Source organism: Elusimicrobiales bacterium (assembly GCA_041651175.1).
Lineage (GTDB): Bacteria > Elusimicrobiota > Elusimicrobia > Elusimicrobiales > Elusimicrobiaceae > JAQTYB01.
This window is the reverse complement of sequence record JBAZJT010000020.1, coordinates 1-18,935: the sequence shown is the minus strand read 5'-3', so window position 1 is coordinate 18,935 and position 18,935 is coordinate 1. Positions and strand designations below refer to the sequence as shown.

15 protein-coding genes and 3 tRNA genes are annotated in these 18,935 nt (G+C 61.9%); 5 read left to right on the top strand and 13 right to left on the bottom strand.

Going from position 1 to position 18,935, the window contains the following annotated elements; translation table 11 throughout:
• The first annotated feature begins 1 nt into the window (after position 1).
• The 3 genes from WC421_09955 to WC421_09945 all read left to right on the top strand — a co-directional run bounded on the left by WC421_09955 (position 2) and on the right by WC421_09945 (position 1,554).
• Positions 2-829, top strand: coding sequence for an FAD binding domain-containing protein (locus tag WC421_09955; GenBank protein MFA5162556.1), 828 nt, complete (start codon positions 2-4; stop codon positions 827-829).
• Positions 826-1,428, top strand: coding sequence for a (2Fe-2S)-binding protein (locus WC421_09950; GenBank protein ID MFA5162555.1), 603 nt, complete (start codon positions 826-828; stop codon positions 1,426-1,428). Before WC421_09955 ends, WC421_09950 begins: the two co-directional genes overlap by 4 nt.
• Positions 1,429-1,467: 39 nt before the next feature.
• A tRNA-Ser gene (locus tag WC421_09945) sits at positions 1,468-1,554 on the top strand.
• A gap of 324 nt (positions 1,555-1,878) precedes the next feature.
• Here the strand turns inward: WC421_09945 and WC421_09940 are convergent.
• Positions 1,879-3,294 (bottom strand): aldehyde dehydrogenase family protein, encoded by a 1,416-nt coding sequence (locus WC421_09940; protein MFA5162554.1) that lies wholly within the window; start codon positions 3,292-3,294, stop codon positions 1,879-1,881.
• 154 nt (positions 3,295-3,448) lie between these two features.
• Here WC421_09940 and WC421_09935 point away from each other — a divergent pair.
• Positions 3,449-3,535 (top strand) — tRNA-Ser (locus WC421_09935).
• Between the two features lie 545 nt (positions 3,536-4,080).
• On the opposite strand, the gene WC421_09930 is transcribed toward WC421_09935, so the two are convergent.
• The 12 genes from WC421_09930 to WC421_09875 all read right to left on the bottom strand — a co-directional run bounded on the left by WC421_09930 (position 4,081) and on the right by WC421_09875 (position 17,561).
• Positions 4,081-4,168, bottom strand: a tRNA-Ser gene (locus WC421_09930).
• 112 nt (positions 4,169-4,280) lie between these two features.
• Entirely contained in the window at positions 4,281-4,769 is a 489-nt protein-coding gene (locus WC421_09925) for an asparaginase domain-containing protein (GenBank protein ID MFA5162553.1), read from the bottom strand.
• Positions 4,766-6,193, bottom strand: coding sequence for an aminopeptidase (locus tag WC421_09920; GenBank protein ID MFA5162552.1), 1,428 nt, complete (start codon positions 6,191-6,193; stop codon positions 4,766-4,768). The genes WC421_09925 and WC421_09920 overlap by 4 nt, the downstream gene beginning before the upstream one ends.
• Positions 6,194-6,219: 26 nt before the next feature.
• Positions 6,220-7,242: a J domain-containing protein gene (locus tag WC421_09915; protein ID MFA5162551.1), complete on the bottom strand. Its 1,023-nt coding sequence runs from the start codon at positions 7,240-7,242 to the stop codon at positions 6,220-6,222.
• Positions 7,232-7,429, bottom strand: coding sequence for a hypothetical protein (locus tag WC421_09910; protein ID MFA5162550.1), 198 nt, complete (start codon positions 7,427-7,429; stop codon positions 7,232-7,234). Before WC421_09910 ends, WC421_09915 begins: the two co-directional genes overlap by 11 nt.
• Before the next feature lie 12 nt (positions 7,430-7,441).
• On the bottom strand, positions 7,442-9,604 hold the full coding sequence (locus tag WC421_09905; GenBank protein MFA5162549.1) for a DUF3857 domain-containing protein: 2,163 nt from the start codon (positions 9,602-9,604) through the stop codon (positions 7,442-7,444).
• On the bottom strand, positions 9,601-11,724 hold the full coding sequence (locus WC421_09900) for a DUF3857 domain-containing protein (GenBank protein ID MFA5162548.1): 2,124 nt from the start codon (positions 11,722-11,724) through the stop codon (positions 9,601-9,603). Before WC421_09900 ends, WC421_09905 begins: the two co-directional genes overlap by 4 nt.
• Before the next feature lie 8 nt (positions 11,725-11,732).
• Positions 11,733-12,599: an arginase family protein gene (locus tag WC421_09895; protein ID MFA5162547.1), complete on the bottom strand. Its 867-nt coding sequence runs from the start codon at positions 12,597-12,599 to the stop codon at positions 11,733-11,735.
• Between the two features lie 65 nt (positions 12,600-12,664).
• Positions 12,665-13,636: a ketoacyl-ACP synthase III gene (locus WC421_09890; GenBank protein ID MFA5162546.1), complete on the bottom strand. Its 972-nt coding sequence runs from the start codon at positions 13,634-13,636 to the stop codon at positions 12,665-12,667.
• Position 13,637: 1 nt separating this feature from the next.
• Entirely contained in the window at positions 13,638-14,795 is a 1,158-nt protein-coding gene (locus WC421_09885) for a TetR/AcrR family transcriptional regulator (GenBank protein MFA5162545.1), read from the bottom strand.
• Positions 14,795-15,538: a 3-oxoacyl-ACP reductase FabG gene (gene fabG, locus WC421_09880; protein ID MFA5162544.1), complete on the bottom strand. Its 744-nt coding sequence runs from the start codon at positions 15,536-15,538 to the stop codon at positions 14,795-14,797. The genes WC421_09885 and fabG overlap by 1 nt, the downstream gene beginning before the upstream one ends.
• Before the next feature lie 127 nt (positions 15,539-15,665).
• Positions 15,666-17,561: a hypothetical protein gene (locus WC421_09875; protein MFA5162543.1), complete on the bottom strand. Its 1,896-nt coding sequence runs from the start codon at positions 17,559-17,561 to the stop codon at positions 15,666-15,668.
• 106 nt (positions 17,562-17,667) lie between these two features.
• On the opposite strand from WC421_09875, the gene WC421_09870 reads away from it, so the two are divergent.
• On the top strand, positions 17,668-18,935 hold a 1,268-nt coding region (locus tag WC421_09870; protein ID MFA5162542.1), incomplete at its 3' end, for a hypothetical protein.

The following is an 18,935-nucleotide window of genomic DNA, read 5'->3' as shown; positions in this document are numbered from 1 at the left end:
GATGATGTTCAGCCAATACCATTTGCCGGAATCGGAAAAAGCCGCCGCAGCATTGCTTTCCCGCAGCACGGCCATACTGGCCGGCGGCACCATGCCCTTCAAAACCATGCCGCCGGGAACGGAGCGGCTGGTAAGCCTGCGGCTTGCCGGGCTGGATTACATCCGGGCGGACAAAGCCGGCCTGCATATCGGCGCGGCGGCGGTATTTTCGGATATCGCAAAATCAAAGGCGGCGGCCTGGGCGGGCGGAATTATGGCGCGCGCCTCGGACGAGGTTTCCAGCCAGCTTATACGCAACATGGCCACTGCCGGCGGCAATATGGCAAGGCCGCTGCCGTGGAACCATCTGCCGCCGGTGTTTGCCGCGCTGGAGGCGAAGGCGCGGGTCATTTGCAAAGGCAAGGCGGCCTGGCATCCGGCGCAGTCGCTTGCGGAGAGGCCGCTGGCACAGTCGCTGGGCAGCGGCGCGCTTATCACTGAATTTCTGATTCCGCCCGCGGCGAAAAACATGCGCGGCGCATTCGTCAAATTCGGCAAAACCGCCTCCTCCTGGGAGTGCTACGCGCTGCTGGCGGCGGTTTTTTCGGTCAAAGGCGGCAAATTCCGCGCTGTCCGGCTGGCTCTTGGCGGAGCGACGGCGCGTGTTGTGCGGCTGCGCGGCGCGGAGCGCGCGCTGGAAGGCGCGCCCGCGCGGGAAGCCTCAGCCGGGCTGGCCGCCGCCGCGTCGCTTGAGGGAGTGGAGGGCCTGACGCCGTCGCACGGCTCGCCGGAATACAAAAGAGAGATAATCCCGGAGCTGGTCCGCCGCGCCGTAACGGAGGCATTATGAAAAAATCTGCAAAACCCATGGGCGCAAACAGCGCGGTTTCCGTGCGGCTTCCCGCGCGGACGCTTAAGACCCGCGACGGAATTTTTGAAATAGACCTAAATCTCAACGGAGCGGCCCTCCGCTGGCGCGTGCGCCCCTCAGAAACGCTGCTTGACGCGCTGCGCCGCAACGGCTGGCGCGGCGCAAAACGCGGCTGCGACACCGGGGAATGCGGCTCCTGCACAGTGATAATTGACGGCAGGCCCATGCTCTCCTGCCTGCTTCCCGCCGTCGCCGCGCATGGCAGGGATATCACCACAATAGAAGGGCTTGGCGGCACATCCAATCCGCATCCGATTCAGCAGGCATTTGCGGAGACGGGCGCGGTGCAATGCGGTTTCTGCATACCCGGCATGATACTTTCCGCCAAGTCGCTGCTGGACGAGAACACGGACCCGTCGCCGCGGCAGATTCGCCATGCGCTGGACGGCAATCTCTGCCGCTGCACCGGATATGTCAAGCAGATTGAAGCGGTAAGCCTTGCCGCACAGAGAATCCGCCGTGGCAGCCCCGCAGGCAGCCGCAAGCGCCGCGCAGCCGCAAGCAGCGGCAGAACATAATCGTCCGTTTTGGTGCGATATTCACTCGCAGTGCATAATGGAGGGGTGTGTGAGCGGTTGAAACAGCAGGTCTCGAAAACCTGTAGGGGGGCAACCTCCTCGTGGGTTCAAATCCCACCCCCTCCGCGCTTTAAGAAATCCCGCGAAAGCGGGATTTCTGTTTTAGCGGATGGGGAGCGGGCCAACTGCTTGGCCCGCGCTGGGATTTGAAAGCCGCAGCGCTGCCGAGGCAGCAGCCGAGGCCGCGAGGCGGGGTCGCGGGGCTAAATTTGCGACGGCAAATTTGGAACCCGTGACCAAATCCCACCCCCTCCGCCAGCTTGCAAAAACATGCAGAAGTTCTGCAAAACATAACAATCGCCAACACAGAACAAGGCTTCAGTTTTTCAACTGAAGCCTTGGTTTTTCCGCTCCACTTCCATCCGTTTGTCTGAATCTGTTTTGGCCTTTCTATCTGTTCCGGCAATACTCTTTTTCCAGCCTCTCCGCATTGAAGCTTTCGTCGTAATACTTGGCGTGGTCAAAACTTGCGAACGTGTCATTCACACGCCTGCGCGCGATGCGCTGGATATTCAGGAGATGCCTGGCCGTGATATTGTCGGTGGTTATGTTTTTGCCGCCCGTTCCGCAGCCCAGCGTCAGGGACGGGGACAGTGTATTATAGAACCCGCCCACGCCTCCCTGCGACGATGGCGTGTTGATAAGTATCCGCCCGGCATTCATGAGATTTGCGAATTTTCTTATTTTCTCCTCATCGTTTGAGTACATGCTGGCGGTGTGGCCCATGCCGCCGTGAAAATTAATCTCTATGCAGAGATTGACCGCGTCATCAAAAGAGGGGGCGGTGTAGAACGCCAGTATCGGCGCCAGAATCTCGGAGGACAGCGGATGGTTTGCCCCGACACCTTTGAGCCTGGCGATAATCACGCTTGTGTCCGGCGGAGCATTCAAGCCGGCGAGCTTTAATATCTCTCCCGCCGGTTTACCGATGATGGCGGCATTCATTATTCCTTTTTCCCTGTCAAATGCCACTCTTTCCAGTTTGGGGATTTCTCCGTCCTCAAGAAAATAGGCTTTATGCCTGCTGAATTCGGCTATCACATCGCCGGCAATGGCCTGCTCCGCCACTATGGCCTGCTCGCTGCAGCAAACGGTGCCGTTGTCAAAAGTTTTGGAAGCCAGAATCTGGGACACGGCAAATTGCGCATCGGCGGATTTTTCTATAAGAACCGGCACATTGCCGGAGCCTACGCCTATGGCGGGCGTGCCGGAGCTATAAGCCGCGCGCACCAGCCCGCTGCCGCCGGTGGCAAGTATCAGCGCAAGCGATTTATGGGACATCAGCTTTTGCGTTTCCTCGCGCGAGGTGTGGGTTACCCATTGAATGCAGTCTTCCGGCGCGTCGGCGCTTAGGGCCGCCTCGTAGCAGACGCGGGCGGCTTCCATGGTGCATTTTTCGGCGTTGCGGTGCGGACTAATGATTATCGGATTGCGTGTTTTGAGCGCGATTATGATTTTGAACATTGCCGTGGAGGTCGGGTTTGTAACCGGCGTTATTGCCAGTATCGGCCCGATAGGCTGCGCGATTTCCAGAATGCCGGTTATCTTGTCGTCTGATATGATGCCGACGGTTTTGTCGTCCTTGATATCCTCGTAGACAATTTGGGTTGCCAGGACATTTTTAATGACCTTGTCCTGCCAGCGGCCCAGCTTGGTTTCCTCCACTGCCATTTTAGCAAGGCGCACCCTGTTGTCGAAGCCGGCTTTGTAGACGGCTCGGACAATTGCGTCGACCTGCTCCTGGCTGTATTGGCTGAAAACTGCTGCTGCGACATTAGCTTTTTGGAAAATATCATCCGCGCTCATAAATCCCCCCTTGGCACTCCCGGCATTGTGGTATTCCACAGGATTTCTCAAAGTACTATTTTTAGCCAGTTCGCGCAAGCGCTGTGCCCCCGCCGCGGCAGAACATAAGCGGCTGTTTTGGTACAATATTAACCGCGCACTCGCAGTGCATAATGGAGGGGTGTGTGAGCGGTTGAAACAGCAGGTCTCGAAAACCTGTAGGGGGGCAACCTCCTCGTGGGTTCAAATCCCACCCCCTCCGCGCTTTAAGAAATCCCGCGAAAGCGGGATTTCTGTTTTAGCGGATGGGGAGCGGGCCAACTGCTTGGCCCGCGCTGGGATTTGAAAGCCGCAGCGCTGCCGAGGCAGCAGCCGAGGCCGCGAGGCGGGGTCGCGGGGCCAAATTTGCGACGGCAAATTTGGAACCCGTGACCAAATCCCACCCCCTCCGCGCTTTAACCTGAAAATTTCAGTTGGCCGCGGAATTCGGCGAAAAATCGATTCATACTGCCTTCCCAAAATTATCCTTTCGTGCTGTAGAGCACGCGCGAATAATTTTGTTCGGCATTATTTTGTAAACTGGCGGAGAGGGGGATGTTAATGATATCGTGACGACGGGATTCGGTCACAAGTTTCAAGTTCGCCGCCGCGAACTTGAACTCGCGACCCCGGCTCGCGGTCCCGGCTGCTGCCGGGACAACGCTGCGCCTTTCGAATCCCTCGCGCAGGCCAAGCAGTTGGCCTGCTCCTCTCCGTAGGCAGCTTTGAAAGCAAAAACCCTGCTTTCGCAGGGTTCTTTCAAAGCTACGGAGAGGGAGGGATTCGAACCCTCGAGGACCTTTAGAGCCCTACAGTCTTTCCAGGACTGCGCCTTCAACCGCTCGGCCACCTCTCCAGTTATTTCATTTTACCATTATAAGGCGGGAAACTGAAACCGCGCCATCGTCCGCGCCATCGGGAAGCAGCCACAGACGGGTCTGGATGACATTTCTATTTTTCCGGGGCGATTACCGGACAGGCTCGAACTCGCCTTTGGATTTGTTTTTCCTCACGTTGTCGGAATGGAACAGCCTGCCATTCATGGCGATATACACGCCGTACGGCAGCGACTGCGCAAAAGACAACGCGCTGCCCAGATTGAACATCCCGTCGGAGCTGCCGAATTTGTAGGGCACCATCGCGCCCGTCAGCACCACCGTCTTGCCGGAGATGTTCCGGCCCAGAAGGCGCGCCGTTTCCGCCATGGTATCCGTGCCGTGGGTGATGACGATACGGTCCTCGCGGCATTTGAGGCAGGCGTCCAGTATTTTCCGGCGGTGGGCGTCGGTCATGCAGAGACTGTCTATCATCATCAGCGGCGAGACCGCCGCGTCCAGGCGGCAGCGGCCAAGACGCAGCATCTCCTCAATATGGGTGCGGCGGAAGAAAAGCTCGCCGGTAAGCTCGTTGTATTCCTTGTCAAAGGTGCCGCCGGTTATGATAATGCGTATTTTCATTTCGCGTCCGTGAAAAACGCGCGGAAGCCCTTGTATGTCATGTAGAAATCAAACTTCGCGGCGGCTTCCCATGGCGCATGCATGGACAGAAGCGGCACGCCGCAGTCCACCACCTCCATGCCGTAACGCGCCATTATGCCGGCTATGGTGCCGCCGCCGCCCGCGTCCACCTTGCCCAGCTCGGCGGCCTGCCAGGCGACTTTGGCGCCGTCAAAAATCCGGCGGATTTCGGCCAGGAATTCCGCGTTGGCGTCGTTGGCGCCGGCCTTGCCGCGCGCGCCGGTGAATTTGGTGACGCAGGTCCCGTGATTTATGAGCGCGGCGTTCTTTTTCTCGTACGGGCCGGGATAGAGCGGGTCAAAAGCGGCGTTGACGTCGGCAGACAGCATGCGGGAGCGGCTCATCGCCCGCTTGGCGGCAAACTCCGGCGAATGCGCGCCCTGCAGCGCCAGCAGTTCCGCGACGGTGTTTTCAAAAAAAAGCGATTCCATGCCGGTTGCGCCGGTGGAGCCGACCTCTTCCTTGTCGCAGAGCAGCGCGCAGGCGGAATACTGCGGCGTTTTGGCGATATCCAGTAGCGCCCGGATGCCCGCGTAGACGCAAATCCTGTCGTCGTGCCCGTAGCCGACTATCAGAGAGCGGTCCAGCCCCGCCTCGCGCGGTTTGCCGGCGGGGACTATTTCCAGCTCAGCCGACAGGAAGTCGGCTTCCGTGACGCCGTATTTCTCGTGCAGTATTTCCAGCACGCGGTATTTGATTTTTTCCTTGCGCTTTTTGCCAGCGCAGGAGGCCGAACCTGCGATAACATCCAGGTCCTCGCCGGAAATGCCTTCGCCCAGCGCGCGCTTGGCCTGCTCCTGCCCCAAATGCGGCAGCAGGTCGGAGATGTAGAGGACGGGGTCGCTCTCGTCATCGCCGATATTGACGTTTATTTTTTTGCCGCCGGGCTTTACAAAAACGCCGTGCAGCGCCAGCGGCAGCGCGACCCACTGGTATTTCTTGATGCCGCCGTAATAATGCGTGTCCAGAAGGGCAAGCTCGCCGCTTTCGTAAAGCGGGTTCTGCTTGATGTCCAGCCGGGGGGCGTCGGTATGGCCGCCCACTATGCGCAGGCCGGACTCCAGCGGCTTTTCGCCTATCAAAACGGCCATCAGCGTCTTGCCGCAGCAGGAGCGGTAAATTTTGTCGCCCGGTTTCAGCGCCGCGCCGGATTGTATAAGCCGGTCCAGGTCGGCATAGCCCGCGGCGGAGAGGAGCTTTACCGTCTCGTCGTGGGCAAGCCTTTCGGTTTTCGCCGCGCCGAGAAAAGATATGTAGGCTTTGGACAGTTCCTCCATGCGCGCGGCTTCCGCCGCGGCAAGGCCGGCGCGCCCGTTTATGCGACTGTATGAAAGGTCTTTTGCGGTTTTGTTTTTAACGGGCATGGCGCCCTCCTTGGGAAACTATCGCGCTATTGCCGGAAACTGTCGCGCAGCAGGGACATAAGCTCCGCCTGCTGGCGGCTGAGGCCGGGCGGCACGTCTATGACCACGCGCGCGTACAAATCGCCGCGCGCGCCGCCGCCTTTGGGGTATCCCCTGCCGGATATTTTAAGGGTTTTTCCGGCGCGGGTGCCCGGCGGTATTTTGACGCGCACGGGGCCGTCTGGGGCGGGGACCGTTATCTCGCCGCCGAGGGCGGCGTCCCAGGCCATAACGCGGACCTCGGTTTCCAGGTCCGGGCCGGAAGCCTTGAATCCCGGCTCCGGCGCGATGGCGATGCGCAGATACAAATCCCCCCCGTCCGGCCCCTGGCCTTTAAGCCGCAGGCGCGCGCCGTCGGCAATTCCGGCGGGGAAATTGACGCGCACCTCTTTCTGCGCGGACACCGCGCCCGCGCCGCCGCATTGCGGGCAGCGCGCGCGGCCCTGCCTGCCTGTCCCGCCGCAGTAGGAGCATGTCTGCCGCACGGGGATGGATAGAATTTTCCCGCCGCCGCGCAGCGCGTCGGCAAGGGGCAGCTCCAGCGCCGGCTCTTCCCGGCGGGGCTGCGAGAATCCGCCGAAACCGCCCATGTCCGCGCCGCCGAATATGCTTCTGAAAAAATCGCTGAACTGCGCCATGTCCGGCCCTTCGGACTGCCGGGAAAACCCGCCGCCGGGCCGGGGGCCGCCGTAAAAACCGCCGCCGAAATCCGCGCCGGAAAACCCGCCTGCCGGACGGCCCGGCTGAGGCCGGGGGCCGGAGGCGCGCTGCTTGTTCTCCCATTCCGGCCCGAGTTGGTCGTAGAGGCGCTTTTTGCCGTCGTCGGAAAGAACCTCGTAGGCCTCGTTTATTTCCTTGAATTTTTCGGACATTTCGGCCTTGCGGGATTCGGGCTGCAAATCCGGGTGGTACTTGCGCGCGAGTTTGCGGTAAGCGGATTTTATATCATCGGCCCCGGCGCCGCGCGGCACGCCGAGTGTTTTGTAATAATCCTTGTAATCAACGCTCATAGGCCAGTGTGCAAGCCGCCAGAACAAGCGCCGCCGCCATGAATACGGCGTCGGTCTGCCGCTCCGGCAGCCGGGTTATGAAATGCGCCAGATACGCGGCAAGCCACATAACCCCCAAGGCGGAAAAAAAGACCGCGGGGGTTATCTTGCCGCCGGACTGCGGATTTTCCTGCTCAGGTTCGCTCATGGCTAGATTATATCAATTGAAAGGGAACATCCGGCCTGCCGGCTGACGCGGCGGCTCCGGCTCCGGCCTGCGCGGCGGCGCGGCGGGGGCGGGCGCGGCGCCGGTTTTTTTAAGCGCTATCCATTTGGAGGTGAAGCGGGCCTGCTGAAGCCTCAGGTTGCGGTAGGCCCCGTAATCGCCGGGGCTTATTTCCGGGACGCGGCGCAGCGCGGTTTCGGAAAATAAAACAGTCCCGCCGCGCGCCTGGTAGGAGGCGGAGTATTCCGCGCCCGCCGCGGAGGCGGACATATTCTCCGGCAGCGAATAAATCTCGTAGCCCGGCGGCAGGGACAGCGACACCGAATACTTCTGTAAATCCGCGCAGCCGAAATCAAGCGGATACTTCCTCCGCGCGGCGGACACCCCGGAAGGCCTGGACACCGCCGGCGCGCGCAGCGCCATGTAACTACCGCCGGAGGAGACGGCGGCGTAGCCGTCCACCGAAAAACGCAGTGCCGCGCGCACCGGCGCATCCGGGTCCGACAGATCGGAGAGTTCATAGCTCTCAAGCCGCGCTTTCGGATGAAGCTGCCGCGCAAGCCCGGCCATTTCGCCGTCCAGTTCCTCTTTGCGCAGGCCGCGCCACTGCCGCCACGACTGCTCGTAACCGCCGGAGGGGCGGATAACCATTCTGGCCGCCAGCGCGCCGGAAGTGGAAAGCGCAACCTCGGAGACTATATCCTCGCATTCGGCTTCAGGCGGCATCAGCGGCGCGTCCAGAAACTCCCCGGCCAGCGGGCCGTGCACAGCAAAGGCCTTCATGCCCTGAAAATCCTGGGGAATATAGCCCGGCTTCACCCAGTCGTCATGCGGGCACAGAAAAGAGCGTTTCCCGTTCCAGTCCGCTATGACGCAGACCGCCGCAAACTGCCGTATTGACGGCACGTCATGCGAAAACGGGGCTCCGGCGCGGGATTCCATGTAAGCCAGCGAAGCGGAAACTCCAGCCTTGCGCAGCAGCGCGTAAAGCGCGAAAGGCTTGTCCAGCGCGTTGCCGGCGGCGCGGCTGATAATCCTGGATACGGGAAGCGGCACGCCGGGGGCAGCGTCCATCTCCACGGGCTGGTAACGGATGTTGCGCATCACCCAGCCGTAGGCCGCGCCCGCAGCGTCCGGCTGGGAGGCAATGCCCGCGGCGGCGGAATCAAGCCCGGAATCGCCGGCCAGCAGCCGGTCTATGCGCGAGGAGAGGAAAGCCGCCACGCTCTCCCATGTGTCGGAGGCGGCAAACATCACGCAAGGCAGCGCGCGCGCGTCCGGCGGCATGTCGTCCTCGCGCGGGACGGCGGGCAGATTCCGCGCCTCCCAGACGTAGATATTCCTGCCGCCTTCGGCTGTCTGCGAAAATTTCACCGCGCCGCCGTCGTTTACAAGCGCGCTGTTGAGGGACACTTTCTGCGGGGTTATAACCTTAAGCCGGACAAGCCGGGCGGGGGCGTCCGTCCCGAACTGGAAGCTGCCGGCAAACGGAAATGATTTGTAATGCTCAGGGGTTTTCACCTGCGCCTGATAGTCGGTAACCGCGCCCGCGTCCGCCCGCGGCATTGAGAATTTCACGCTGCGCAGATAATCGTACCCCGCGAAATCCGCCAGCTCCGAACCGTCCTGCACGGTTGTCTCGTCCGCGCAGGCGGCGGCGCCGCCGGAATAGGAGCAGGCATAGTCCAGCTTCGCGCTCTGGTAACCGTCAATATAGTAAACCTTCCCGTCCGCGGCGGCGTCCCGCGCGGAGGCGGAGAAAATTTTCTGCGCCACCCGCTCCGTGCGCACCGAAGACATGTCCGGCTTAAGCTCGTAAACCGTTTCCCAGAGCAGGACGGCGCGGTCCTCCCCGGCGGCGGGGGCCGGATTTTCCCGGCCAAGGCCGTGCGCCTGCGCCTGCGCCGCGGCGGAAGGCCAAAAGCCGGGCTGCGCCTGCGCCGCGGCGGTTTTGGCGGCGGGGCGGCCCTGCGCTGTGAATTTGAGCTTTACAATCTGATTTACCGGCAGTCTTTTGCGCCTGCCGCCCTCGCGCAGAATCAGTCTGCCTTTGCTTATTCCGGCGAAACTGCCGGTTATCTCTCGCCCGTCGGACATGAAGGCTATGTCCGCGCGCGCGCAGGAGCAGAAAGCAAGCAGCAGGACAATGGTTTTCACAGTCCCGCCCCCATTGCGGCGAAAATTTTCACGTCGGAGGCGCGCGCCGCGCCTTCCAGGAACGCCCTGAACCCGGCATACTCGCCGCGCGGCACGATGCGGGAGTCCACGCGCATCTCTCCGTCGCAGGTTATGCGCGGGCCGTGCGCGGCGCATTCAAGCGAAAAAAACCCGCGCCTGTTCTCCAGCCGCGCGGCGCCGGGCAGCGAGACAATCGCGGCGCCCGCGGGCAGGTTTATCTCGTAGTGGTACCGCTTGCTGTACGGCGCGGAGTAGACGATATCCAGTTTTCTGGAATCCAGCGCAGTCTCGTCGGCATAGACCTCGAAATCCGGCAGGGAGATTATGGACAGCGCGCCCGCCCGCCCCGCTGCGGCGGGGCCGTAGTAAGCCGCCTCCAGCGAGAAGGGAAGCGATACGGAATCCGCGTTCACGGCCTTCCATTCAGAGAGCTGCGCGCCGGGCATGGACTCGTCTATCCACGAGGCCAGCAGCCGCCCGCGCTCCTCCTGCGTTTTGTACCTGTAGAGGGAGCGCAGCTCCGCCTCCCTCGGGCCGGAGTAGCCCGCCCGGAACCTGACGCGCATTCCGCCGGAGGCGTCCACATCCACGGAATAATCATAGCGGCTGGAGTTGTCCTCCGCCGGCGCGTCCGGGATGCGGACTGCGGCGCGCCGGAACACGTCCAGCCCGTCCACGCCGTAATCCATGGCGTCCATGGCGGGGTAGCGGCTGTCATAGCCGGAAGGGTCCAGGAACACGTCTTTTCCCGCGATGCCGGCGCGGACTATGGCATGTTCAAAATCTATGTCCGGCAAAGCGAAATCGTGCCGGGGAGACAAATTCGTGTCCAGCAGCACAGGGGAGGAGCGCACCCCCAGAATTTCCAGCAGCGCGCACATCAGCAGCGTCTTGTCTATGCAGCAGCCGTAGCGGCGCCGCCAGGTGTCCTGCGCGGAGTAGCCGCCCCAGCCGGAGGCCACTCCCATCTTCACGCCCACATAGCGCACGTTGGCCTGCACGAAGTGATAGACCGCCGCGGTTTTCTCGGCATCGGAAAACGCGCCATGCGCCGCTTCGCGGGCCAGCTTTTCCAGCTCGGGCGTGCGGGCGATACGCTCCCTGTACATCGGCTCCAGCCAGTCGCAGATGCGGCCCCAGTCGTTGAAAAGCGCGCCCTTGACGCGGGGAGATGAATCCCCCTCCGGCGGCATGGCGGGCTCCTGCGGTTCGGGCGCGATGCCGGAGAGTTCCCAGCGGTAGCGGCGGACGGCGCCGCCCTCCTGAATGCGCGGCTCCGCGCCCGCTCCGGCAAACCCGGATGCGGAATAATAAAACTTGCGGGCCTGCGGCACGGAAACTTCCAGGAAGGCGCCGCGGCAGGGATAGGGCGACGCGAAAGACCGCCCCGGGAAGAAAAAATCGTTGCGGAAGGGGCGGAAAACCTCAATCTCGTATTCGTAATCCACTATGACCCCGGTGGAGACCAGCGGAAAGGAATACGACATCTCGCCCATATCGGCGTAAATGCCCTGCTCCGGCTGCGGGTCGGCAACGCGGAGATTGGCCTCGCTGAACGGGATTGTCTTCCCGCCCGGAAGATGCACGGAAGCCCTGATGATGCCGAGTTTCTCTCGCCCGCGCTCGAAGCCGGCGCCGAATTCGGCCAGCCTGCCGGCGGAGGAGCTTTTCAGAATCTGGGCGGCATAGCGGCGGCGCAGGGACCATGTTCCGTCCGCGCGGAGAAGCCAGTTTTCCCCGTCTTCAAGGACTATGGCGGGCGCGTCCGGCCATTTGGCGGAGAAATCTTTCGCCGCCGCAAACAGTTCCGCCGCGCGGGCAGCCTCCGCAACGGAGGAGGGCCTGGCGGCGGGCACGGCAGGGGAGGACGGCTCCGGCCTTCCGCTGAAATAGATTTCGTCAACCTGCGAGGTTTTGATTTTGGAAAGTTTCTTTCCGCCGCGCGCCAGGGAAACATATCTGCCGTCGGCGGAGACTATCCTGCCGGAAATTTCCCCGCCGGAGCGCAGCAGCACCGTCTCCCCGAAACAGGGCAGCGAAAACGCCAGCGCGGCAATTCCGGCAACCGCAGCCGCCGAACGGAACGCAACGTTTCCCATATCCGGTATTATAGCTTGATTCCCCGCAACGCGCGGCAAAGCAGCGCGATGATTGCCCTGGCATGAGCGCCGCTTTTATCCCTGGCGGGCATAAACTCGGATATTTCCAGAAAAACAGTCCTTTTGTCAGAAAGCAGCAGTTTCAGGATTTGCTCCGTCTCGCAAAGCGAAAGACCCGCCCGCCGCGGAGCATAAGCCGCCGGCATGGCATCGCGCGCCAGCACGTCAACGTCAAAATGCACGAACAGCTTCCTGCAGGGCGCAACCGCGGCAAGCGCGGCCCGCGCCGCGCGGGCAATTCCGCGCGACTTTAATTCGCCAAGCGGAACGCAGGCAATGCCGGAAACGGCGGAAGGCTTTTTCTTTGCGCCTATCACGGTGATATTTCCCGGCGGCAGCTTCCCCCGCCAGAAGGCGGATTTATGCGTCAGCATCCACAGCCCCATCGCCGCGGCGCCGACGCAGGTTTCCGGGTCCGGCGCAAGCGCGTCCGCATCGCCGTCAAGGCAGATTACATGGATTTTGTCCGCCCCGAGCCTGCCAATCATGCCGGAAACAGCGCCGGTTATCATGCTGCAATCCCCGCCCAGGCACAGCAGCAAACCCCTGCCGCAACCACGCGGCAGTTTTTTTATGAAGGCTTCCGCGCGCCGCCATGCCGCGCGCGGCATGGGCCAGTTTCTGACGGGCGTCTCGTTATGCCTGCGCCCGGAGGGAACGGCAACCGCGCCGAGGTCGGCAACGTCGAAACCGGCCCCGCGCAGCGCGGGGATTATCCCGTTGTCCCGGAAATGCCGGGGAGAAAGCTCGGTCCCCGTCTCAAGGCAGCCCGCGCTTGCCGGGATATCAAAAAGAAATATTTTCTTGCGCGCCATCAGGGACATATTATATGAAACGGCGCGGCGCATCGGTATGCGCCGCGCCGTCAGTGGCTTGGTTCTTAGTACGTAAACACCATGCTGGCCATGGAGTAGCCGCCGCCGGAGGCGCAAAGCGCCACGCGGTCGCCGCGCTTGACCTTGCCCTGCTTGATGGCATCATGCAGCGCCATCGGCACGCAGGCCGAGCCGGTGTAGCCCCACTTCTCCATAATCGTGTGGGTGCGGTCCATGGGGAGCTTGAACTCCTCCATGACCTCGTTGACGGTTACCTTGCGAATCTGGGTGAAGATGTACATGTTGACGTCGCCGGGCTTGAGGCCCATTTTCGCAAGCGTTTCGCGCAACAGCGGAGGCCAATGCTCTTTGTTAAGCGTGGCGGGGAATTTCTTGGGGATTTTGACGGTGTGCTTTTTTGAATCCAGCACCTGCTGCGAGAACGGCTCGCGCGAGCCACCGCCGTAAATTCCCATGTAATCCCAGTACTGCCCGTCGGCCTTGAGGATGGAGGCCGTCTTGTTGGCCGCATCGTAGCTGAGCACCATCGCGCCCGCGCCGTCGCCGAAAAGCGGGGTGGCCATGCCGTCGTCGGGATCCAGGAATTTGCTCATTGCATAAGTGCCGATGACAAGCGCCTTTTTGTACTGCTTGCCGTCCAGATAATGCGCGGCGATATCCAGCGCGGTTACAAAACCGGCGCAGGCGCAGTTGACGTCGAAAACGCCGGCGTTTGCCGTGCCCAGCCGGTACTGCACCTCGGAGCCGGTGGCGGGGGAAAGCTGCGACGGCGTGTCGGTGGAGATTATCTGAAGGTCTATCTCCTTCGGGTCCACTTTGGCGTCTTCCAGCGCTTTTTTAGCGGCTTCATAAGCCAGGTCGGCGGAGCATTGATTGGGGGCGCAGTAATAGCGCGCGCCATGCCCTATGCGCGACATTATCTTTTCCAGCGGGTCCCTGCCGAATTTGGCGAAAAGATCCTCGTTGGTGACCAGCTTTTCCGGCAGGTACATGCCGGTTCCGATGATTTTGAACATGTTATTCTCCTAGGATTCCGTTGAACAGCGCGCCGGCTATTTCCGCCAGCGGCGGTTTTACGCCGCCGTATTTAAGCCCCAGCGCATGGCCCGCGCCCATAAGCGTGAAGGCGGCGGCCTCGTAGTCTTCAGTGGCGAATTCGCCGGCGGCGGTAAGGCGCATGGAAGCGGCGTAATCGCGCATGAGGCCCAGGTAATAATCCTCGGCCAGGGCGCGGTCCACGAATTCCGCCTCGCGCAGTATGCGGTAGCCCTGCGGGTTGCGCCGGATGAATTCAAAGAAGGCCGAAAGAGAGCGCAGCTCCGTCTCCAGCCGGGATTGCGCGCCGGAGCACGCGCTTGCCGTGTAGCCGGTAAGCGTCCGGCGCAGGTTGACCGTGGTCTGCCTGAAAGCGTCTTCCTTGGAGCCGAAACAGCGGTAGAAATACCCCACGGACAGCCCCGCCCTGCGCGAAATCTCCGCCACCGGGGCCGAATAGAACCCGCGTTTGCCGAACTGTTCCTGCGCGCTTTGCAGCAGCTTCCCGCGCGCGTCCTGCGGCTTTGCGGCGGGCTTGTGCGCCGTCCAGCGCGAAGCGGCGGCGGCCATTTCCTCCAGCGCAAGGACCTTTTTGGCGGCCAGCCCGCCGGAGATTATCGCGGCGGAAACCGCCAGCTTGTCCTCCGGCGCGGGCTTGCCCTGCCATACCGGATAGCGCATGGCCCAGAAATACTGCGCGCCGCAGACGATTTCAAGCGCCAGTTCCGGCCTGCGCGTTCCGGCCACGGCGCGCGCCACCGCGCGCCGCCAGCGTCCGTTGAAAACCGCCGCCGCGGGCGGGCAGTAGAACTCCGCCTCGCGCAGGGCCTGATACATGCAGCGGTTTTTGAGCGCGAAGGCGCAGAAAGCGCGCAGCAGCTCCGGGACGGCGGCGCCGTCCAGCGCGGCAAGCCTGCCCTCCAGGTCGCGCGAGAGGACATCGGCCATCTCCGCCAGCACGTCCTCCTTGCTTTTGTAATACCGGTAGAACCCGCCCACCGCCAGCTCCGCCCGGGCCGCAAAGTCGGAGACCGACACGTTGCAGAACCCGCGCGCGCGGATCTCGCGCGCGCAGGCTGCGGTAAGCCGCGCCTTGGTGTTTTCGCCCTTGCGGGTGGCGGCGGGCATGGTCTGCGGCATCAGATGACAAGGCCCCCGTCAACCGCCAGCACCGCGCCGGTTATAAAGGCGGCGTCGTCGTTGGCCAGGAAGTAATAGGCGTTGGCAATGTCTTCGGGCTTGCCGAGGCGCTGAAGCGGGGTTTTCTCGGCGATGGAGGTCAGAATTTTCTCCGGCACGGTCTGCACCATCTCGGTGAGCGTGTAGCCGGGAGCCACCGCGTTGACGCGCACGCCGCTGCGGCCCAGTTCCTTGGCCCAGGTCTTGGTCATGCCGATGACGCCCCATTTGGTGGCGGCGTAATTGGTCTGGCCCACGTTGCCGTAGAGGCCCACCACCGACGAGGTGTTGATGATGCTGCCGGCCTTTTTCTCGCGCATGTGGTTGATGACGGCTCTGCCGCAGTTGAACGCGCCCTTGAGGTTGACACCGACAACCGCGTCAAAATCCTTCTCCTCCATTTTCCACGACATGGCGTCGCGCGTTATGCCGGCGTTGTTTATGAGGCAGTCCACCCCGCCGAACTCGGCTATCACCTTGTTGACCGCCGCGGAGACAGACGCCAGATTCGTCACGTCGCAGACGGCGGTGGTTACATTCTCCTTGCCGTATCTGCCGCCCAGATCCTCGGCGGCTTTGGCCAGCAGGTCGGCCTGCATGTCAAAAAGGGCCACTTTCCACGTCCCGCTTTTAAGGAAACGCTCCGCCCCTGCCTTGCCCAGGCCCCGCGCTCCGCCGGTTATGATTACTGTTTTCTTGCTCATTTTGTTTCTCCTTTATATGCGCCGGCAAAGGCCCGGGCGCGCCGCGCCCGCTGAAACCTTCCCCCCGGCTGTTTTCAATGCGAACCGTGAATCACCATTCACTTTTTACCAAAAAAAATTCCCGGTGTCAATGCGGCGGGGGTTCGCCGGGATAATCCGCCCCGAACAGGGAGTAATGCGCGGGCGGGTTTTTGGCGCGCAGCGCCTCCGTCAGCATACCGGACAGAACCATGGCGGATACGGCCAGGCACAGCGCCAGCGCCCATATCGCCGTCCGCCGCCGTAGAGACAGAAAACCCAGCCCGCCCGCCAGCGCAAGCGGCGGCAGGAAATCGGCCATATACCGGGCCACAAGGGCCACGTTGGCGGCAGCCGGCAGCGCGGCCATGCAGGCGGAAACAACCAGCAGCGCCCCCCCGCCGCCCAGAAAAACCCCCGCGGTTGCCGGACACCACAGAAAAAGCGAAAACGCCGCGCCGTCCCTGACATGCGTGTAAAACCCGCCCGTGCTTACAAAGGGGAAAAACAGCGACAGCCGCGGCAGTCCCGCCAGCCAGCATTTGACGTTGGGAATTATATATTCCGCCGAAAAGAACTTCCCTGCGGCCACATATTCATGCGTGCCGTTGTACTGATAGCTTACACCGAACTCCAGCGGATTGCCAAATCGCGCATAGTTGTAAACCGCCAGAGACGCCGCCGCGGCCAGCAGCGGGGCCAGCATATTCCTGAAACCGCCTTTTTTCGCCGCGTATGCCAGAAAGGGCAGCGCGGCCAGAGCCTGCGTTATCCGCGAGGCCGCCGCCAGCGCGAAAAATATCCCGGACAAGGCGAACAAACGCGGCCTTTCCGCCGCGCGGATGAAGAAGTATATCCCTCCCGCCGCGAAAGCCGCGCCCGCCAGCGCCGCCTCGTTGTAGACATTCGGCACGGAGGCCAGCCAGATAATCAGCGGATTGAACGCCCCGGCAACGGCAACCAGGCCAAACACTGTCCCGTCCGACTGCGGATAAAACCTTTTCCGCGCCGCCTCCGCCGCCAGCCGGAAAAACAGCGCGAACATTACGGCGTAGAGGATAACGGCCGCGCCCTGCGGCAGCGCATTCAGGAAAAGCAGCCGGACCAGCGCGGGAACCGGCCCGAAATAAAGGTAAAACCTGCCGCCATACATGCTGTAATCCCAGATTTTGTATTTCCAGGCATAGGCGAAATCATAAGGATTTTTGGCAGACAGCAACTCCTGCGGCACTGTGGCGGAGAGATACGTGTGCCCTCTGGCGAAAGCGGAGGCCAGTTCCCCGTAATAGCCCGCGCCGGGGGCCAGGACATATCTGAAATCCGTGGCGCAGCCGCCTATGAAAATAAGGGCCGCAGCCGCCCAGCCGGCGCCGGCATATCCCGCGCCGGACAGAATAGAAAACAGGCTCCACGCCATCGCAACGCCCAACGCGGCCCTCAGCAGCCACAACGCAAGAACGGGCAGCCTGTTTCTTTTTACGAACTCCCTTTCAATGACGCCGTCCCCGGCGCGGATTACCGGAGCGGACATGTCGCAGTCAATGAAACGATACCGCCCGCCGGCGGCGGGCTTGCCGTCAATGAGCAGCGCAACGGTGTCGGGCATTTCAAAGATAATTTCCGCGCGGGCTTTTCCGGCGGAAACGGGCGGAAAGTCCAGAACGCCAAAACCCGCCCCTTCAGTGAACTGCCCGGCGGACAGATACAGCCTGCCGTCCGGCTTCCGCAGCAGGCGGACGGCGCGCGCGGAGGGACCGCTTTCAAAAACCGCCGTTTCGCGCTCCGGCATCGCGCCGGGAAGCCGCAAGGACACCCTCAGCCTGGCAGTCAGCGCGCCACCGCGCGGCGAGGGCGCGGACAGAAAGCCCCGCCCCTCCGAAGCGGAGACCAAATCCCTTCCTGCCGGGGCAAACGGCCCGGCCACAATACCGGAAACTGCCGCCGCGCAGCAGGCGGACAGCGCGAATACGCAACCCCGTAAAACGGTTTTTCGCTGCATTATCATACTATTGAACAATATTTTGGGTCCTGCGGCCCTTGACAATGCCCCGTTTCTTGATAATATAGATATTAGTGGCTCTTTTTGCCATGCGTCGTCCGGGGAAAGCTGCATGACATACTCCTATCGCGAAAACACCTTCGGTCTTAGAGCGCGCGCCCTGCTGCTGGTGTGGGGTGCGGCGTTTTTGCTGGCATCGGCTTCCGCTGCGGCGGAAAACCGCGCTGCCCGCTGCTCCTGGCCGGCCATGACAAAGCAGCAGCGCGCGCAATACCGCAGGGAAATCGTGGAGATGATCAAGCGCAGCGACCCCGCCCTGCCCGCCAACTTCCCCCCGCACTGGCATGAGTTTGACGACTACGTACAGGGCATAGCGCCGTTCTTCACCAAAGAGGACAGGTTTGCGATACTGAAATCCGCTGCGGCGGAAAAGCTGCTTATTGACGGGCACACGCTGCCCTCCTCCGCCGGCGAATTGGCGAACGCGGCCCGGGCCGAAGGCAGAGCCGCCCTCTGGGCCTGCGCATACGGCTATCTGGACAAACTCAAGCCGGGACATGAATTTTCGGCATTGCCCGCAGGCTACAGCAACGAGATGAACGCAGAGGGAATACGCGAAACCCTGGGAAAAGCGCGTTCCGACATAAGCGACGAAGCATCCGGGAAGGATTTCACCGAGATAGATGATACCGTCAATTTCCTCAATAAGCACGGTTTTTTGGGCAGCGGCACGCCGAAACTGACGCAGTACGAGTATGACAGGGCATTGAAAGTCAACTCCGTCATAGCAGACCTTCGCGCTCCGGACAAGCTGGCGGTTTCAAAGCCACAGGCCGCCGCGGAACTTGCCGGCTACAGAAACAACCCGGTAGAAGCTATTCAATTTGCTAAATTCGTGCAATCCGCCTATTCGGAGTATCAACTGACCACGAGGGAACTGGGCCGCGTCGCGTTTTACGGCGTGAAGTTAGGATACGTCTCCTCCTGCCGCAATGACGGACACGGCTACTGCGAGGAAGTAGGCACGGACACTCGCACGCCGGACTCCCCCACGGACCCCAATGACCCCAATAATCCCAACCCGCAAAACCCGGGCGGCAACAATCCCAACAGACCCCCCGGAGGCAGCGATTGGGATCGGATGGAAAGGATGGAACGCGCCAGAATGCGCCGGGAAAGATTGCGCCGGGAAAGGGAACTGGAGGCAAGGGAGGAAGAGGAAAAACGGCGTCAGAGAGAGGAATGGAACAAGAGGCCCGACAAAAAGTCCGACACTAATGACCCCTATGGCATGAACAGCGGGGCGGGAAAAAACAGAGGGGGCATGGGCGGAGGCGGCGGGAGCAGCGGAGGCGGTGGGGGTGGTAGCGGAGGTGGTGG

What these genes read in the sequence shown, in the direction of transcription:
- WC421_09915 (MFA5162551.1), bottom strand. Translation starts at nt 7,242, where the DNA reads ATGAGCGTTGATTACAAGGATTATTACAAAACACTCGGCGTGCCGCGC.
- WC421_09875 (MFA5162543.1), bottom strand. Translation starts at nt 17,561, where the DNA reads ATGATAATGCAGCGAAAAACCGTTTTACGGGGTTGCGTATTCGCGCTG.
- fabG (MFA5162544.1), bottom strand. Translation starts at nt 15,538, where the DNA reads ATGAGCAAGAAAACAGTAATCATAACCGGCGGAGCGCGGGGCCTGGGC.
- WC421_09885 (MFA5162545.1), bottom strand. Translation starts at nt 14,795, where the DNA reads ATGCCGCAGACCATGCCCGCCGCCACCCGCAAGGGCGAAAACACCAAG.
- WC421_09890 (MFA5162546.1), bottom strand. Translation starts at nt 13,636, where the DNA reads ATGTTCAAAATCATCGGAACCGGCATGTACCTGCCGGAAAAGCTGGTC.
- WC421_09955 (MFA5162556.1), top strand. Translation starts at nt 2, where the DNA reads ATGATGTTCAGCCAATACCATTTGCCGGAATCGGAAAAAGCCGCCGCA.
- WC421_09900 (MFA5162548.1), bottom strand. Translation starts at nt 11,724, where the DNA reads ATGGGAAACGTTGCGTTCCGTTCGGCGGCTGCGGTTGCCGGAATTGCC.
- WC421_09950 (MFA5162555.1), top strand. Translation starts at nt 826, where the DNA reads ATGAAAAAATCTGCAAAACCCATGGGCGCAAACAGCGCGGTTTCCGTG.
- WC421_09895 (MFA5162547.1), bottom strand. Translation starts at nt 12,599, where the DNA reads ATGGCGCGCAAGAAAATATTTCTTTTTGATATCCCGGCAAGCGCGGGC.
- WC421_09910 (MFA5162550.1), bottom strand. Translation starts at nt 7,429, where the DNA reads ATGAGCGAACCTGAGCAGGAAAATCCGCAGTCCGGCGGCAAGATAACC.
- WC421_09925 (MFA5162553.1), bottom strand. Translation starts at nt 4,769, where the DNA reads ATGAAAATACGCATTATCATAACCGGCGGCACCTTTGACAAGGAATAC.
- WC421_09920 (MFA5162552.1), bottom strand. Translation starts at nt 6,193, where the DNA reads ATGCCCGTTAAAAACAAAACCGCAAAAGACCTTTCATACAGTCGCATA.
- WC421_09940 (MFA5162554.1), bottom strand. Translation starts at nt 3,294, where the DNA reads ATGAGCGCGGATGATATTTTCCAAAAAGCTAATGTCGCAGCAGCAGTT.